The organism is Bacillus sp. AP8 (assembly GCF_000321185.1).
Taxonomy (GTDB): Bacteria; Bacillota; Bacilli; order Bacillales; family DSM-1321; genus Bacillus_AD; species Bacillus_AD massilioanorexius.
The window spans coordinates 39138-57847 of record NZ_CAPG01000064.1; the positions used below are offsets into that span (position 1 = coordinate 39138).

General features: G+C 35.1%; 13 protein-coding genes. 4 read left to right on the forward strand and 9 right to left on the reverse strand.

Features of this window, described 5'->3' with window-relative positions; genetic code table 11:
- Position 1 precedes the first annotated feature (1 nt).
- A complete protein-coding gene (locus tag BN349_RS15440; protein WP_019243234.1) occupies positions 2 to 529 on the forward strand; it encodes a DUF2529 family protein in 528 nt (175 codons plus the stop codon).
- Positions 530 to 721: 192 nt separating this feature from the next.
- On the opposite strand, the gene BN349_RS15445 is transcribed toward BN349_RS15440, so the two are convergent.
- From BN349_RS15445 to BN349_RS15490, 9 genes are all read right to left on the reverse strand, one after another.
- Positions 722 to 2323 (reverse strand): CTP synthase, encoded by a 1602-nt coding sequence (locus tag BN349_RS15445; RefSeq protein WP_019243235.1) that lies wholly within the window; start codon positions 2321 to 2323, stop codon positions 722 to 724.
- Between the two features lie 581 nt (positions 2324 to 2904).
- On the reverse strand, positions 2905 to 3435 hold the full coding sequence (gene rpoE / locus BN349_RS15450) for a DNA-directed RNA polymerase subunit delta (RefSeq protein ID WP_425457688.1): 531 nt from the start codon (positions 3433 to 3435) through the stop codon (positions 2905 to 2907).
- Positions 3436 to 4092: 657 nt separating this feature from the next.
- Positions 4093 to 7353 carry a fused isobutyryl-CoA mutase/GTPase IcmF gene (gene icmF, locus BN349_RS15460; RefSeq protein WP_019243238.1) on the reverse strand — a complete coding sequence of 1087 codons (3261 nt, stop codon included), beginning with the start codon at positions 7351 to 7353 and terminating at the stop codon, positions 4093 to 4095.
- A gap of 25 nt (positions 7354 to 7378) precedes the next feature.
- Positions 7379 to 8008, reverse strand: coding sequence for a TetR/AcrR family transcriptional regulator (locus tag BN349_RS15465; protein ID WP_019243239.1), 630 nt, complete (start codon positions 8006 to 8008; stop codon positions 7379 to 7381).
- A gap of 137 nt (positions 8009 to 8145) precedes the next feature.
- On the reverse strand, positions 8146 to 9285 hold the full coding sequence (locus BN349_RS15470) for an acyl-CoA dehydrogenase (RefSeq protein WP_019243240.1): 1140 nt from the start codon (positions 9283 to 9285) through the stop codon (positions 8146 to 8148).
- A 40-nt stretch (positions 9286 to 9325) separates the two neighbouring features.
- Positions 9326 to 10456 carry an acyl-CoA dehydrogenase gene (locus BN349_RS15475; RefSeq protein ID WP_019243241.1) on the reverse strand — a complete coding sequence of 377 codons (1131 nt, stop codon included), beginning with the start codon at positions 10454 to 10456 and terminating at the stop codon, positions 9326 to 9328.
- Positions 10457 to 10477: 21 nt separating this feature from the next.
- Complete coding sequence (locus tag BN349_RS15480; RefSeq protein ID WP_019243242.1) at positions 10478 to 11335, reverse strand: 3-hydroxybutyryl-CoA dehydrogenase; 858 nt, start codon at positions 11333 to 11335, stop codon at positions 10478 to 10480.
- A gap of 21 nt (positions 11336 to 11356) precedes the next feature.
- Complete coding sequence (locus tag BN349_RS15485; protein ID WP_019243243.1) at positions 11357 to 12544, reverse strand: acetyl-CoA C-acetyltransferase; 1188 nt, start codon at positions 12542 to 12544, stop codon at positions 11357 to 11359.
- Between the two features lie 232 nt (positions 12545 to 12776).
- Complete coding sequence (locus BN349_RS15490; protein ID WP_019243244.1) at positions 12777 to 14888, reverse strand: (Fe-S)-binding protein; 2112 nt, start codon at positions 14886 to 14888, stop codon at positions 12777 to 12779.
- A 464-nt stretch (positions 14889 to 15352) separates the two neighbouring features.
- Here BN349_RS15490 and cls point away from each other — a divergent pair, with 464 nt between their 5' ends.
- From cls to BN349_RS15505, 3 genes are all read left to right on the forward strand, one after another.
- The gene (cls, locus tag BN349_RS15495) at positions 15353 to 16555 is read left to right on the forward strand and encodes a cardiolipin synthase (RefSeq protein WP_019243245.1); all 1203 of its coding nucleotides are present in this window, start codon (positions 15353 to 15355) and stop codon (positions 16553 to 16555) included.
- A 192-nt stretch (positions 16556 to 16747) separates the two neighbouring features.
- Positions 16748 to 17701 carry a UV DNA damage repair endonuclease UvsE gene (uvsE, locus tag BN349_RS15500; protein WP_019243246.1) on the forward strand — a complete coding sequence of 318 codons (954 nt, stop codon included), beginning with the start codon at positions 16748 to 16750 and terminating at the stop codon, positions 17699 to 17701.
- A 115-nt stretch (positions 17702 to 17816) separates the two neighbouring features.
- On the forward strand, positions 17817 to 18587 hold the full coding sequence (locus tag BN349_RS15505; RefSeq protein WP_019243247.1) for a polysaccharide deacetylase family protein: 771 nt from the start codon (positions 17817 to 17819) through the stop codon (positions 18585 to 18587).
- Positions 18588 to 18710 lie beyond the last annotated feature (123 nt).

An 18710-nucleotide genomic window follows, 5' to 3' on the forward strand; every position in this document is an offset into this window, starting at 1 on the left:
TATGCTTAAAATATTCTCTACCCAATTAAGCGGTATTTTTAAAACCATTTCAGAAGATGAATTTTCTATAGAAGATGCTGCCAGACTTCTTGCCCAAGCAATTATTGGTGATGGATCCATCTATATTCATGGATTCGATGAAATGAAAGGCATTTATTCACAAGCTTCAGAAGGAATTGAGCAAATACCAAACTGTAAACCTTTACTGAATAATGGTGAAATAGCACCTATTACTGATGTCGATCGCGCTCTCATTATCAGTCGTTTTAGCCATGATGTGAGAGCTATAGAGTTAGCAGGAGAGCTTCAAAAAAGCAATGTTTCATTTGTTGCACTATCTACTATTCAAGATGAGCAGTTACCTGGGCTTCATCAATTAGCTGATGTTCATATCCATTTACCTCTTAAACGAGGATTAGTTCCAACTGAAACAGGAGAGAGAGCTGGATTTCCTACTCTTCTCATCGCATTATATGCCTTTCATGGTATTTCTTTAACACTACAGGAATTACTTGATGAGTTACAGTAAGGACTGATTCATTTTTACTGAAAAAAGGTCTTAAAAATGTCTAATACACAAAGAGGGTGTGAGCCAAAAGCAAATCTTTTGGTTCACACCCTCTTTACGTATATTATTCTAAATCGACACTCAATGAATGAAATTGTAAAGAGATATACAACTTCTTGAGATAACAGCCATTCAATCTTTTCTTATTGAACACTATTTTTTATTTTTTAATGATGCTTCCACAAAATCACGGAATAATGGTTGTGGTCTTGTTGGTCTTGAAATAAATTCTGGGTGGAATTGAGATGCTACAAACCAAGGATGGTCTTTAAGCTCGATAATTTCCACTAAACGACCATCTAAGCTTGTACCAGAGAACATGAAACCATGTGCTTCCATGCTTTGACGGTAATGATTATTAAACTCATAACGATGACGATGACGTTCGTAAACAATTTCATCATTATAAGCTTGCATAGCTTTCGTACCTTCAACCAACTTACATGGATATAGGCCTAAACGTAATGTTCCTCCAAGATCTTCTACATCTTTTTGTTCTGGAAGTAAATCAATAATTGGATATGGTGTGTTAGGATCTAGTTCAGCTGAATGAGCTCCATCTAAACCTAATACATTACGTGCAAATTCAACAGTTGCTAATTGCATACCTAGGCAAATACCAAGGAACGGTTTTTTGTTTTCACGAGCATATTGAATTGCAACGATTTTCCCTTCAACACCTCGATCACCAAAACCGCCTGGAACCAATATTCCATCAGCATCTTTAAGTAATTCCGCAACATTTTCTTGCGTAACATCTTCTGCATTAATCCAATCAATTTCGATATCTGCATCGAATGCATAACCCGCATGCTTTAATGCTTCTGCGACTGATAAATACGCATCTTGAAGTTCAACATATTTACCAACTAAAGCAATTTTAGTTGTTTTTGAAAGATTTAATACTTTATCTACAAGTGCTTTCCATTCAGTCATATCTGCTTCAGGAGCAATCAGTTTCAAATGATCACATACAATTTGATCTAGATGCTGCTCTTGAAGAGCTAAAGGTACAGAATATAAAGTATCTGCATCTTGACACTCGATTACTGCTTTTGCATCGATATCACAGAAAAGTGCAATCTTATCTTTCATATCTTGAGAAATTGGTTGTTCTGTACGAACAACAATTACATTTGGTTGAATACCAAGACTTCTTAACTCTTTAACACTATGTTGAGTTGGCTTAGTTTTCATTTCACCAGCCGCTTTAATATATGGAACCAAAGTACAATGTAAATATAATACGTTATCTTGACCGATATCACTCTTAATTTGGCGAATGGCTTCTAAGAACGGTAAAGATTCAATATCTCCAACTGTTCCTCCGATTTCTGTAATAACCACATCAGCGTTAGTCTCTTTTCCGGCACGTAATACGCGATCTTTAATCTCATTTGTAATATGAGGTATTACTTGAACTGTTCCTCCTAAATAATCTCCTCGACGCTCCTTACGAAGAACTGTTGAGTAAACTCTACCAGAAGTTACATTGCTGTATTGACTTAAATTAATATCAATAAAACGCTCATAGTGACCTAAATCTAGATCTGTTTCCGCACCGTCATCTGTAACGAATACTTCACCGTGCTGATATGGACTCATAGTTCCTGGATCCACATTAATATAAGGGTCAAACTTTTGAATTGTAACACTTAAACCTCGGTTTTTTAATAATCTTCCTAATGATGCAGCTGTAATACCTTTACCTAGAGAGGATACTACTCCTCCTGTTACAAAAATATACTTAGTCAATTTTCGTTTCCCCCTTAAATATTGTATTAAGTAAACTTTTTACTTTTCATTATAAAAATGGATGGCTTTGCGCCATTAATCATTAAAATGTATTAGCCGCTAATACATTACTAAACATGAGGAGCTTATAAACCGCATAATCGTATTTAGTAAAACTTTAATCGGTGGAGGGATATAGCCCCCACCGATTAAAGTTAAACGAATCAAATTCATACTAGCTTTTACCATGATATCGTATCGAATAGTTGGTTTTATGCTAGGACGAACGTGATAAACGTTAAATTGAGCTGCTTGCTATGCAGCCCAATTTTATAAATTACGATAGACCTTTATTACATCGCCAAAGCGGATATCATTAGATTAGCGAAACGATCTTTCCAACCTTAAGATTTCCGAAAGAAACGCTTCAAACTTCTATGCCTTTATTTTTCCCATTTCACATAAAAATACTATGCAAAAATATGAAAAAACAAAAACGCTCCACTTACAAAAGTAAGGGAGCGATATAATTTTATAATCGTGTCCTTTTTAAAGGAGCCCAAAAAGAATTCTACAAATTTAAAGATAAAAAGTCAAGTAGTTTACAACTCATCCTCATCTTCATCATCTTCTAGGTCATCATCGATATCAAAATCATCTTCGATAATTTCATCATCTTCTAGGTCATCATCTGAATCTAAAAGATCATCATCTAAATCATCTTCTGCGTCAGCTTCGTCTAGATCATCATCAAAATCTTCTAAATCGTCTTCTAACTCTTCATCATAGTCATCAAATTCATCTTCGACAACTTTTTTCGCTTTCTTTCTCTTCGGCTTAACAGATTTCATCATTTCATCTTCTACTTGGTCAATTGGATACCAATCCTTAATTCCCCAAGTATTTTCTCCAGCTACGCTAAAGCGACCATCAACATTTAAATCTGTGTAAAATTGCGAAAGCTGTTGAAGTAAATCTTCTTTCTTAACTCCTTTTACAGTAGCAATTTCATTTATTATTTCTTGAAAAGATAAAGCCTGTTTTTTTTCAGATAAAATTTCATAAGCTAATTCTATCATTGACATTTCTTGGATAACTTCTGCTGAATATTGATTTAAACTCAATACTTGCACTTCCTTTCTCTATCAAAAAGCATAAAAATATGCTTATCATTACTAACTATTACTAATTGACATATACATCATTATAAACAATTCATTTAGGTTTATGCTAGTTCAAACTTACTCTATATTTTGTTTTTTCTTTTCACGATATGCTAAATAAAAGGATGAAAAGGATATCAGAAAAAAACTAATAGCGCCTAATTGTCTTTGATATAAATATTGGAAAGAAAAAACTGATAAAAATATAACAATAACAACTATAACCACTCTTAAGCTCATTGTTCCAACTCCATTAGGAATATCGTACATTTTCTTTAACTGTGAATACCATTTTAACCCTTTTCATTACTATTTATAAAGAGTTTTTCTAAAAATTTATGACATCTTCAATAATTCTTTACAAAAAACAAAGGGGCAATCTCAAAAGTGATGAAAAATCACTTTGAGAGGCCCCGACACTTAATCTAACTTTTTTTGAAAATACGAGATGTTTTTTGGTGTATCTCCACTTCCTAAAAAAGCTAATCTTACGTGCTTTATTAAGATGGTTTACAATATTCATGCACATATATTATAAAATAAACGATAGAAAGGGAGGATATCCGACTAAATTATACCTATTGGAACACCCTCTCACTAATATTTTCTTAAAGGGCTGATTATTTTTTACATATTTCTTCGATATTGTCCGCCAACTTCATATAGAGCTCTTGTTATTTGACCAAGGCTAGCTACTTTCACGCAATTCATTAACACTTCAAAAATATTTTCTCCACTAACTGCCGCTTTTTTCAGTTGTAGTAATGCTTCCTTAGTCTGATCTTCATTTCTTCTTTGGAATTCACGCAAGTTATAAATTTGTTTTTCTTTTTCTTCTTTAGTTGCTCTAGCTAGTTCGATATTATTTAAGTCTTCTTCTGATGGAGGATTTGGGTTGAGATACGTATTTACACCAATAATCGGAAGCTCTCCTGTATGTTTTTTCATTTCATAGTACATCGATTCATCCTGAATTTTGCCACGTTGATATTGTGTCTCCATAGCTCCCAATACCCCACCTCGATCATCAAGGCGCTCAAATTCTTGTAAGACAGCTTCTTCAACTAAATCTGTTAATTCCTCAATAATAAACGATCCCTGCAACGGATTTTCATTTTTTGATAAACCATGTTCTTTTGTTATGATCATTTGGATGGCCATTGCTCTTCTGACGGATTCTTCTGTAGGGGTTGTGATGGCTTCATCGTAAGCATTTGTGTGAAGTGAATTGCAATTGTCTTGTAGTGCCATTAATGCTTGAAGTGTGGTACGGATATCATTGAAGTCGATTTCTTGAGCATGTAATGATCTTCCAGATGTTTGAATATGGTATTTCAGTTTTTGACTTCTTTCACTAGCTCCATATCTATTTCTCATAACAGTTGCCCAAATACGACGAGCTACTCTTCCTATAACTGTATATTCAGGATCTAATCCATTCGAAAAGAAAAACGATAGATTTGGTGCAAAATCATCAATGCTCATTCCTCTGCTTAAATAGTATTCTACATATGTGAAACCATTTGCTAAAGTAAAGGCTAATTGCGAAATAGGATTGGCTCCAGCTTCTGCTATATGATAACCAGAGATTGAAACAGAATAATAATTTTTCACTTTATTTTTTATAAAATACTCTTGAATATCTCCCATTAATCTTAAAGAAAACTCTGTTGAGAATATACATGTATTTTGACCTTGATCTTCTTTTAAAATATCTGCTTGCACGGTTCCGCGAACTGTTTGTAGCGTATAATTTGTAACAGTTTCTCTTTCTTCAGCCGTTAATTCTCTTCCTAGTTCAGTAGATTTTTTCTCTAATTGCTGAATGATAGCAGTGTTCAAATACATCGCTAAAATAATAGCTGCAGGACCATTTATCGTCATAGAAACAGATGTAGTAGGCGCACATAAATCAAAACCTGCATATAACTTTTGCATATCGTCTAATGTGCAAATATTAACTCCACTTTCTCCTACCTTTCCGTAAATATCAGGCCGGTAATCAGGATCTTCTCCATAGAGAGTTACAGAGTCAAATGCTGTGCTTAAGCGTTTGGCTGAATCATCTTTAGATAAATAATGGAATCGTTTATTTGTCCTTGTAGGTGAGCCTTCACCAGCAAATTGTCTTTTTGGATCTTCACCTTCACGTTTAAATGGGAATACTCCAGCAGTAAACGGAAATGCACCTGGTACATTTTCTTTGTACATCCAATGTAAGATGTCACCTTTATCCTTATATTTAGGAAGCGATACCTTTGGAATCATCAATCCTGATAAGCTTTTAGTTTTCAAACTTGTTACAATTTGTTTGTTTCGAACGTAGGTAACTAATTCATTTTTCTTGTATTGTTCGCTTACCTCATTCCATGATTGGAGTAATTTCATCGATTCATTTGATAATTGTTTTAATAGATGATCTCTTATGGATTGCAAGGATTTTAAAACTTCTTCATTTGAATCGTTTTGTTTTGTTAATTCTATTACACTATCTAACTGATATAATCGACTTGCTAATTCAGCTTGCTCATTGGCATTGACTTTATATTTTCTTACTGTTTCTGAAATCTCTCGCAAGTAATATCTACGATCATTTGGTATGATTACATTTTGCTTTTGGATATCCCCATGTTTTGAAAAAGAAGTAGACAATTGTAAAGATGTTTTTTGGTTCAACAACTCAATCAAAGCAGCAAATAAACAATTTGTCCCTTCATCATTAAATTGACTCGCAATGGTTCCATACACCGGCATTTCCGTATAATCTTGATCGAATAGTTCTCTGCTTCTTTGATACTGTTTTTGTACTTGACGTAACGCATCTTCTGAGCCTTTTCTTTCAAATTTATTGATAACAACTAAGTCTGCATAATCAATCATATCAATTTTTTCTAGTTGTGTTGGTGCACCAAACTCACTCGTCATGACATACATAGACAAGTCACAAACTTCCGTTATCCCTGCATCTCCTTGACCAATACCCGATGTTTCAACAATAACAACATCAAAATCTGCTGCCTTCACAACGGATAGTGCATCATGCAATGCAAGCGATAATTCACTTCTTGAAGTCCTAGTAGCCAAACTGCGCATATAAACCCGATCAGAAAAAATTGCATTCATTCTGATTCGATCTCCTAATAAAGCTCCCCCGGTTTTTTGCTTAGTAGGATCTATTGATAAAACTGCGATTTTTTTATTGGGAATTTCATTCATAAAACGACGAATCAGTTCATCTGTCAAAGAACTTTTTCCAGCTCCACCTGTTCCAGTAATCCCTAGGACCGGAATTTCTTTCGTTTTTCCTCTAATTCTTTGCATGTAATCTTCAAGGTTTGTATCCGCTTTCAAATCTAAGTGGTTTTCAACAGCAGTAATGCATTTCGCAACCGCTTGAAAATCCCCCTTAAAAAGCTTATCCAAAGTCTCTTCTTCCAAATCATTCGAGTTTCCTTCTTTACATTCCTCGAGCATAATGTTAATCATCCCTTGTAAACCATGCTCTCTTCCATCATCAGGAGAAAAGATCCGCGCAATCCCATAATCATGTAGTTCTTTCATTTCGCGTGGAATGATAACTCCACCACCACCACCATAAATCCGGATATGTTCGGCTCCTTTTTCCTTTAATAGATCATACATATACTTAAAATATTCAACATGACCACCTTGGTAAGAAGAAATAGCAATTCCCTGCACATCCTCTTGAATGGCAGCATTTACTACCTCTTCAACTGATCGATTATGTCCAAGATGAATAACTTCAGCGCCTGAACTTTGGAGAATTCTGCGCATAATGTTAATAGAAGCATCATGACCATCGAATAAACTAGATGCTGTGATAAAACGCAGATGTTTTTTCGGTCTATATAATTCTATTGTACTCATTTTATCCCTCCATTATTTGCTCGTTTCATTTCTTTTCCTTATCAATACCGATATTCAATAAGCTAATTTGAAGTTCAATATATTCATCGATTGTATATAGTTTTTTAAATGCCCATCGTCTAAATCCCCACATTTGTCCTTGAACAAAAATATTATGAGCAATAATTTTTATTTGATCATCATTTAAGTCAATTTCTTGGTTTTCACGGCAATTCTTTAGTAATTGCTCGAATAAATCAACCATACCAATTTCTTTATTTAATACATACGGCAGTGCATCTTTAGAGAGCGATTTTGCCTCCTGATACATAACAACTACTTCATCTTGCATTTCATCGATTACTCTAAAATAATGAGCGATGCCTTTCTTTAAGCTTTCAATCGTTCCTTCTGCATTAGCCAAATCATTTTCCAAACGCTCTTTTACACCGTCATATATACTGTCAACCACCAAATAAAGTACATCTTCTTTCGTTCGAATATATTCATAAAGGGTTCCTATACTAAACCCTGAGGCTTTGGCAATTTCTCTAGTAGTTGTACGATGAAAGCCTTTTTCTTTAAAAAGCGTTACAGCTCCTTTAATCATTTGGTTTCGTCTTTTTTTAATCAGCTGCTCATCTTTCACTGATGCATGAACTTCTCTTCTTTTCATAATGCCACCGCCTTTAAACAGAACACGCTCCTATAAAGTTACAAAATATTAAAACAAGGAGAGCAAAAGAAATACCACTTGGTTTGTAGTTGCACTCTTTTACTCTCCGTTTTAAAACTTCACTTTATTTCCAAGCATTAATCCTTTGTAATCATTCTTGAAATAACTAGTTTTTGAATTTCTTGTGTTCCCTCATAAATTTGAGTTATTTTTGCATCCCTCATATAGCGCTCAACTGGGTAGTCTTTTGTATAACCATAACCACCAAAAACTTGTACGGCTTCTGTAGTAACTTTCATAGCTGTGTCACCAGCAAAAAGTTTTGACATAGCAGACTCCTTACCATACGGTAATCCTTCAGATTCTAACCAAGCTGCTTGATATGTTAATAAGCGAGCTGCTTCAACACCTGTAGCCATCTCTGCTAGTTTAAAGCCAATACCTTGTTGTGCAGAAATTGGTTTACCAAATTGAACACGCTGCTTAGAATAATCTACTGCAGCGTCTAATGCTCCTTGAGCAATTCCAACTGCTTGTGCTGCGATACCATTACGACCGCCATCTAAAGTCATCATCGCAATTTTAAAACCTTCTCCTTCTTTTCCTAGAAGATTTTCTTTTGGCACAATACAATCTTCAAAAATTAATTCTGTTGTAGGAGATGAACGAATGCCCATTTTCTCTTCTTTTTTCCCTACGCTAAACCCAGGGAATGAACTTTCAACAATGAATGCACTTGTTCCTTTTTTAGACTCTGGATCTGTAACAGCAAATACGATATAAATATCAGCTATTCCACCATTTGTAATAAATATCTTCGAACCATTTAATACATAATGATCGCCATTTAATTTAGCTGTTGTTCTCATTCCACCTGCATCAGAGCCAGAACCTGGTTCCGTTAAACCATATGCACCAATTTTTTCACCTTGCGCCATTGGACGAAGATATTTTTGCTTTTGTTCTTCTGTACCGAACTTATATACAGGCCATCCAGCAAGAGATGTATGCGCTGACAATGTTACTCCTGTCGATGCACATACACGTGATAGCTCCTCAATCGCAATACAATACGCTAAATAATCACTACCAATTCCACCATACTCTTCTGGCCATGGAATACCCGTTAAACCTAACTCAGCCATCTTCTTGAATATATCCCTATCAAATCTTTCTTCTTCATCACGCTCAGCTGCTGTTGGTGCTACTTCGTTTTCAGCAAAATCTCGAACCATTTTACGAATCATTTCATGCTCTTCAGTTAATTTAAAGTTCATTTTTTCCCCCACCTTAATTCGGTTAGTATTATAGCTTTATCTATAAATATTTCTGAATTACCATTTTCTGAATTTCACTAGTTCCTTCATAAATTTCCGTTACTTTTGCATCTCTAAAGTACCTTTCTACAGGATACTCTTTTGTATATCCGTAACTGCCAAATACTTGTATAGCTTCAATCGCAACATCAACTGCTGTTTTAGAAGCAAATAACTTCGCAATTGAGGCTTCTTTTCCACATGGAATTTGTGCAGCTCTCATGCTAGCAGCTTGATAAACTAGTAGCTTTGCAGCCTCTATATTTGTAGCCATGTCTGCTAATTTAAAGCCAATACCTTGTTGCAAAGATATCGGTTTTCCAAACTGTTTTCTTTCTTTACTATAAGAGACGGCATGTTCAAAAGCTCCTTGTGCGATTCCTAATGACTGTGCAGCTATCCCAATTCTGCCAGCATCCAGATTAGACATAGCGATTTTAAAGCCATCTCCTTCTTCTCCCAATAAGTTCTCTTTCGGAACTTTCATATCTTCAAACATAATTTGAACCGTACGTGAACCGCTTAATCCCATTTTATGTTCATCTTTTCCGACAATAAATCCTGGTGTATCTTTATCGACGATAAAAGCAGAGATTCCCTTTGCCCCTTTTTCTAAATCAGTAGATGCAAAAACGATATTAACGTCTGCTTCTCCTCCATTTGTTATAAATACTTTTGAGCCATTTATAATATAGTGATCCCCTTGTAAAACCGCTCGTGATTTTAAACTTGCTGCATCTGAACCAGCGTGTGGCTCAGTTAAACAAAATGCTCCTAAATATTGACCTGAGGCGAGCTTAGAAACATATTTTTCTTTTTGCTTTTCTGTGCCAAAGTAAACAATCGGATTCGTTCCAACTGATGTATGAACAGATAAAATAACTCCTAAAGTTGGGCTAATTTTAGAGATTTCGTGTATAGCAATAATATAAGAAACAAAATCCATACCAGCTCCACCATACTGTTCGGGAATTGGAATGCCCATTAATCCTAATTCACCCATTTTGGAAATTAGCTCTTTTGAAAACTCCCCTTTTTCCATACGCTCCACATACTTTTGAACTTCATTTTGAGCAAAATCTTGAACCATTTTCCTCATCATTTGTTGTTCTTCAGTAAAACGTAACTCCATGGCAATCCTCCTAGCTGATCATTACTTTTGCTCGTACGTAAAGAAACCTTTTCCTGATTTCTTTCCTAGCCAACCTGCTTTTACATATTTTCGCAATAATGGACATGGACGATATTTATCATCTCCAAATCCTTGATGAAGCGTTTCCATAATATACAAACATGTATCTAAACCGATAAAATCGGCTAATGTTAGTGGACCCATAGGGTGGTTCATTCCTAATTTCATAACATCATCGATTGCTTCCTTAGAAGCGACACCTTCATAAAGTGTATAAATCGCCTCATTGATCATAGGCATTAAGATGCGGTTAGATACAAACCCTGGAAAATCATTAACTTCCACAGGTATTTTTCCTAATGATTTCGATAAATCTTCAATTGTTTGGTATACCTCATCACTCGTTGCTAATCCTCTAATTACCTCGACTAGTTTCATAACAGGAACAGGATTCATAAAGTGCATCCCAATTACTTGTTCCGGCCTGCTTGTCACTGCTGCGATTTCAGTGATAGGTAAAGCAGACGTGTTTGTTGCTAGAATGGTATGTTTTTCTGCTATACGATCTAAATCAGAAAAAAGCTTAGATTTTATCTCCATATTCTCAATCGCTGCTTCTATAACAAGATCCACGTTAGAGGCATTTTGTAAATCAATAGAAGGCGTAATTGCCGTTAAAGCAGCTTCTTTCTGTTCTTCTAATAATTTTCCTTTTGCTACCTGACGGGATAAATTCTTTTCAATACCGGAAATACCTCTAGCCACCAATTCTTCTTTTAAATCATGTAGGTATACTTGGTAACCAGACATAGCAAATACTTGAGCAATTCCAGACCCCATCTGTCCGGCTCCTATTACCATTACTTTTTGAATAAGCATTTCTGTTCCTCCTTATGACTGCTACTCTTTTGGTACCTCGATCATAACGGCATCTCCTTGGCCACCACCGCTACAAATGGCTGCGATACCAATTCCACCGCCACGTCGTTTTAATTCATACATTAACGTCATAATAATTCTTGCTCCACTTGCTCCAATTGGATGACCCAACGCTACAGCCCCTCCATTAACATTTACTTTTTCAGGATCAATGTTAGCAATTTTATTACTTGCTAATGCGACAGCTGCGAAAGCTTCATTTATTTCAAACAAATCGATATCTTCAACTGATTTTCCTGTTTTCGTTAAGATTTCATTGATCACCAATCCTGGTGTTTGAGGAAAATCTTTCGCTTCAATAGCAATCTCTGCATGACCAATAACATAAGCCATTGGTTTAATTCCTTCATTTAAAGCACGCTCTTCACTCATTAAAACGAGGGCACCAGCACCATCATTAACTCCTGGAGCATTTCCAGCTGTTATCGTTCCTTCTTTACCAAAGGCTGGTCGTAATGCGCTCAACTTTTCTATTGTTGTGTCGACTCGAGGAGATTCATCATTTTCTATTAAAATAGGGCTACCTTTTCTCTGTGGTACTTCAACAGCTACAATTTCTTCCGCTAACTTTCCAGACTCAATCGCTTGTGTAGCTAGTTGATGGCTTCTATAAGACCATTGATCTTGTTCTTCTCTGCTAATATTAAATTCTTCAGCGGTACTATTCCCAAATGTACCCATATGAACACCTGTAAAACTACAGCTTAATCCATCATGAATCATTAAATCTTTTGTAGGTGCTTCACCCATTCGCATTCCCCATCTTGCATTTGGAAGAATGTAAGGAGCATTACTCATAGATTCCATACCACCAGCTACAATGACTTCCTCTTCACCAGCTCGAATTAAAAGGTCTCCTAAAGTAACAGCTCTTAAACCTGATGCACATACTTTATTAATGGTTTCTGTTTTTACATTCCAAGGTAATCCTGCTTTTCTAGACGCTTGGCGTGATGGGATTTGCCCTTGTCCTCCTTGTAAAACAGTTCCCATAATGACTTCTCCTACAGCAGAACCATCTACATTTGCTCTTTTTAATGCTTCTTGAATTACAATTCCTCCAAGATCCGAAGCTGAAAAACTACTTAATCCCCCGCCAAATTTACCAAATGGTGTTCTTGCACCACTAACGATAACCGTCTTTTCCACCCTTCTCCATCCCCTTCTTGAATTATAAAATTTTAATAATATTTAAATTTAGCAAAACTTCGACTGAACGCTCGCTCAAAACTTCTTTGTAAAGAAAAGGGTCGCATTTCCATGCAACCCTATTAAATTGGCTTTAAGAACATTCAATTCAAATTTATAGAAGAATTGTAAATTTATTATATTCATATTTTATACAAAATGCATATTTTTTCCAATAATTAATTATTATAGTTTATGCCACAACTGAAGTTTGAGTACCAACAACGGATCTTTCTAATATCTCAGCAACATCCAATGTGTTTACTGATTCTTCGACTTCTTTTGCTTTCGTTCCATCTGTTAGCATTGTTAAACAATACGGACAACCTGAACTAATAACAGATGGACTGACTACTAATGCTTGCTCCGTTCTAGCAACATTAATACGATGTCCTGTTTCTTCTTCCATCCACATTAATCCACCACCAGCACCGCAACACATGCCTGTTTCACGATTTCTTTCCATTTCTACTAGTTTCACACCTGGAATGGCTTTAAGAATTTCTCTCGGTGGATCATATACCTCATTGTAACGACCTAAGTAACATGAATCATGGAAGGTAATTGTTTCATTTACTTCGTACGCTGGTTTCAGCTTACCTTCCTTAACAAGTTGAGCTAGTACCTCTGTATGATGGTACACTTCTGCTTGTAAACCGAAATCAGGATACTCATTCTTAAAGATATTATATGCGTGAGGATCGATTGTAACGATCTTCTTCACATCATTTTTCTCAAATTCATCAATATTACTTGTAGCTAGCTCTTGGAATACGAATTCATTTCCAAGACGTCTTGCAGTATCCCCTGAGTTCTTTTCTTTGTTACCTAAAATAGCAAACTTAACACCCGCTTCATTCATAAGCTTCGCAAATGATAGAGCGATTTTTTGACTACGATTATCGTATGAACCCATAGATCCTACCCAGAATAAATACTCAAAATCCTCTCCTGCTTTTTTCATTTCTTTTACAGTTGGGATTGTTACATCTTCTCTGATTTCACGCCATTTTTCTCTATCTTTTCTATTTAATCCCCAAGGATTTCCTTGACGTTCAATATTTTGCATTGCACGTTGAGCATCAGGATTCATTTTTCCTTCTGTTAATACTAAATAACGACGAAGATCAATGATTTTATCAACATGCTCATTCATAACTGGACATTGATCTTCACAGTTACGACATGTGGTACAACCCCAAATCTCTTCTTCTGTGATAATATCACCAATTAAGCTTGGGCTGTAAATAGAAGCAGCCGCTTGTTCTTGCGCTCCTTGACCTGCTGCTGCAAGAGCTAATTGATTTCCTTTTGTATGAGAAAAAATAAACCCCGGTACCCATGGTTGGCTTCTTGTTACAACCGCACCTTGATGCGTTAAATGATCTCTAAGTTTTAAAATTAAATCCATCGGAGACAGCATTTTTCCTGTTCCTGTTGCAGGACACATGTTTGTACAACGTCCGCATTCAACACATGCATATAAATCAATCAATTGGTTTTGCTTGAAATCTTCAATCTTTCCTACACCAAAGGATTCCTGTGTTTCATCCTCAAAATCAATTTTTGTTAATTTTCCTGGATTTGATAAACGATGGAAAAATACATTAGCTGGACCAGCAATCAAGTGAGCATGCTTTGATTGAGGAACGTACACTAAGAACGCCAGTAATAATAACGCATGAATCCACCAAGCAATATAAAATCCAACAACGGCAGCTGTTTTTCCAATAGCAGAAAAAAGAATAGCAACCCCTGAAGCTATTGGCTCTGCAACATTTGGATCATGCCCGTGCCAGATGATAGACATTCCATTTCCAAATAATACAGATAACATTAATCCACCAATAAAAATTAATACGAGTCCTGATTTAAATCCTCTTTTTAGGCGGACAAGCTTTTCAATATATCGTCGATAAAATGCCCAAACCACCGCTACTAAAATGATAAACGTTACAATTTCTTGAAAAAATGTAAAAGCCGGATACAAAGGTCCTAATGGTAAATGAGCACCAGGCTTAATTCCTTTAATAATAAAGTCAATAGCACCAAATTGAACTAATATAAATCCATAGAAGAACATCACATGCATGATACCGCTTTTCTTATCTTTTAAAAGCTTTTTCTGACCAAACACGTTCGTCCAAATAAGTTTCATTCTTTCCTTAACTTTGTTGTCGAACTCCATTTTCTTCCCTAGCTTAATGTACTTAATTCTTGTTTTAATCAAATACACAAACAAGCTAATTGCATAAGCTACAACAAGTAGAAACGCTATTAGATTGATCCATAATAATGGTCCCATTTTTTCTCCTCCCCATAAAGTGAAGCTTCCATCAGTAGAGGTTTTCAATCATCCCCCACTATGGTTAGTTGTCTAGTTTCATCGGCAAGCCGTTGAAGCCCTTCATTTAAACCAATCGGGTTCTTACTGACATCATGATTTTCTACGTCAACGCTTTTATTTCTACTGCGTTTAGGAGACTTAGCGTCAGTTTGAATGGGATAAAGAGAATTGAAAACCCTCTCAATGTAGATTATTTATAATTATCTGAAATTACTTGATTATATATTACATAATGAATGAGCATTCAGTCAACAAATTTCTTGTTTTGATTTACAATTTTTATCATAATATACCAATTCATTACTCGCTAGAAAAATTTTCTAATTTCAATAATGAACATTTTTCTAAAAACATATTTGGTTTTAATCCGTCATAATTGAGAACAATAGATGTACGTCTAATTATTAAGGAGAGTATATCTTGTGAAAACTTTATTCATTCTTTTTCTATGTATCCTTTTAATCGGTATATGGTTCACAATTGACTTCCATCTTGGTCGCAAGAAACATCTCTCTCTTGTCAAATCCATCAGCTTCCCTAAAAGAAAAAGTACAATAACTCTATACACGGCTGGTGAAGAACTCTTTGACAAAATGTTCGACGATATAAGAAATGCTTGTCACCATATACATATAGAGTTTTACATTGTTAAAAATGATAAAATAAGCAAACGATTTATTTCGCTATTAAAGAAGAAAGCTACTGAAGGTGTAGAGGTACGTCTACTACTTGATTGGATGGGAAGTTTGAGTTTTAAGGGAAAAACCATCAAAGAGTTAAGAAATTCTGGAGTAAAATTTGCATACAGTCATGCTCCTAAATTCCCTTTTTTCTTTTATTCTTCTCAAGAAAGAAATCATCGCAAAATAACCATTATTGATGGTCATATCGGATATTTAGGTGGCTTTAATATTGGCAAGGAATATATAGGAGCTGATCCTAAATTAAGTCCATGGAGAGATTATCATTTAAGAATTAAAGGAGAAGGTGTTCAAGATCTTGAAATGGTTTATTTAACAGATTGGCAAGAAGCTACGGGTGCAACATTAAATACTAAACAAATATATATTCAACGTGATGGAACAGGAGTTCATTCGCATCAAATCATACCTACTGAAGGTGCATTTTTAGAAGAACAGTTTATTTCACTAATTCAAAAAGCTACAACTTCTATTATCATCGGAACACCTTATTTCATTCCTTCAAACCGCATTATGAATGAATTATTGAAAGTCCTAAAGGCTGGTATTACCTTATCTATAATCGTTCCTTATGAATCCGATCACCTTCTTGTAAAAGAAGCTTCTTATACTTATTTTCGAAAATTATTAGAAGTAGGTGCAACCGTTTATCAATATCAAAAAGGTTTTTTTCATGCTAAATATATTTTAATAGACGAGCAAATACTGGACATTGGAACAGCTAACTTTGACAAGAGAAGTCTTTTTTTAAATCATGAAGTAAACTGTTTTATTTATGATAAAAACTGTATTCAGAACTTTAAAAAAGCAATTGATCAAGATATACAGAATAGTACAATCCTTTCCTTTCGTGACTTATCCAATGTTTCGACCTGGATAAAACTGAAAGAGAAAATGGCTCATCTTTTATCTAGTTTTCTATAGTCACTTTGAAATGCTTCTTATCGAGTGTTATCTTACAATAAAAGATTACACAATAGAAAAATAAACACGATATCCTACTTCAGCACAGCAATTCTTTGTTGAGTTGTTGTAAAATAAAAGGAAACAACTTTGGAATCTACTGAACATCCAACGGCTTTCGAAACACAGTAAAAGAAAAAAGAGGATTAAACAATGATTATTCGTTTCGGTTATGTTTCAACGGCTATTTCCTTATATGATGCTTCACCATCAAAAACAATAACATTCAAAAGATATTCTCAGTTAAGTGATTCAGATCGGTTGGATAAATTAAAAGAAATAACACGTACCAATATCAATCAGACATTGAGAATGCTATATTATAATGCTGCACATCAAATTGAATTGTATAGAATGTCTAGCTCCATTGTTCCACTTGCAACCCATCCAGAAGTACGATGGGATTTTGTATCCCCTTTTCGCGAGGAATGGCAGGCTATTGGAGATTTTGTTAAAAAAGAAAAGATGAGGGTAAGCTTCCACCCTAATCAATTTACATTATTCACAAGTCCTCGAGGTGAAGTCACAGCAAATGCCGTTATTGATATGGAATTCCACTATAAAATGCTTGAAGCAATGGGCATTGAAGATACATCATATATCAATATCCATGTTGGAGGAGCCTATGGAGATAAAGACCTTTCCTTAAAAAGGTTCCATACGAATTTAAAACAGTTACCTCATCATATAAAAGCACAAATGACACTTGAAAATGATGATAAAACCTATAATACGGCTGAAACCTTAGCAGTCTGTGAGCAAGAACAAGTCCCATTTGTTTTTGATTACCATCATCATATGGCAAATCTTTGTGAAGAATCGCTATCAGTGCTTTTGCCAAGAATTTTTTCAACTTGGAGGCATACGAGTTTATGCCCAAAAGTTCATATTTCATCACCAAAGTCCACTAATGCTTTCCGGGCACATTCTGATTATGTAGACGTAGATTTTATTTTACCTTTTATAAAGGAATTAAAAAACTATCAGATAGATGTAGATGTTATGATTGAAGCAAAGAAGAAAGATCAAGCTTTACTACAATTAGTAGATGATTTATCTAAACAAAGAGGAATAAAACGTTTGAGTGGAGCTTCTATTCAAATATAAGTAGCCTTTTAAAGTCTTTTTCATTTTTCCAATATAGCATTATTCGTTAAATATTTTTGCTATAAACTCCATACAATAAGCTTACTTGTATGTATAGTTAAGGAGTGCATGATAAATGAAAAAAAAATGGATATTGCTAGTTCTAATATTAGCTACTATGCTTGCTTATCAAAAAAACGCATTTGCTCAAACAAGAAGCCGGGAGGTTTACGAGAAAAAAGGACATGTCATTTGGGATGTACGTACTACTGAAAAAGTAGTGGCTATTACGTTTGATGATGGACCACACCCTATTTTTACTCCTCAAATACTAGATATATTAGCTAAATACGATGCAAAAGCTACGTTTTTTGTAGCTGGAAACAAAGTAAAGCGGTTCCCAGATGTGTTAAAAAGACAAGTCAGAGAAGGTCATGAAATAGCGAACCATACATATAACCATATTTATAGTTCTCGTATTACGGCTGCTAAATTAACGGAAGAATTAACACAAACAGATCAATTAATTCAACAGTTAAGTGGCTATAAAACGACTCTCTATCGCCCTGTTGGAGGCCTTTATAATGATACGATCATTGATACAGCTGTAAAGAACGGAAAGACTGTCGTCTTATGGTCTTGGCATCAAGATCCCAGAGATTGGAAAAGTCCTCCCGCAAGCCAAATTACTCGTCATATTACAAAAGGTATACAGCCTGGGAATATTATTCTTCTTCATGATTGGAATGGCCATGAGGATTCCCCAGTTTCACAATCCGTGAAGGCTTTCGACCAAATTATGAAATTCTTATACGATAATGATTACCGTTGTGTCACTGTATCTGAGCTCCTTCAGATTTCTCAAAACAAGAAACCAAACCCGTATAATATCCCGTCTTTTCAATAGACTTCAATTCTTTTTACGCGTTCCTTACTGTGAGGTTTCATTTTTTCTCGCTTCTTCCGCAGAAGTCTCATATCAACGTATAACAAAATAGAACCTTCAATAAAAAAGAGACTAACCTCAATG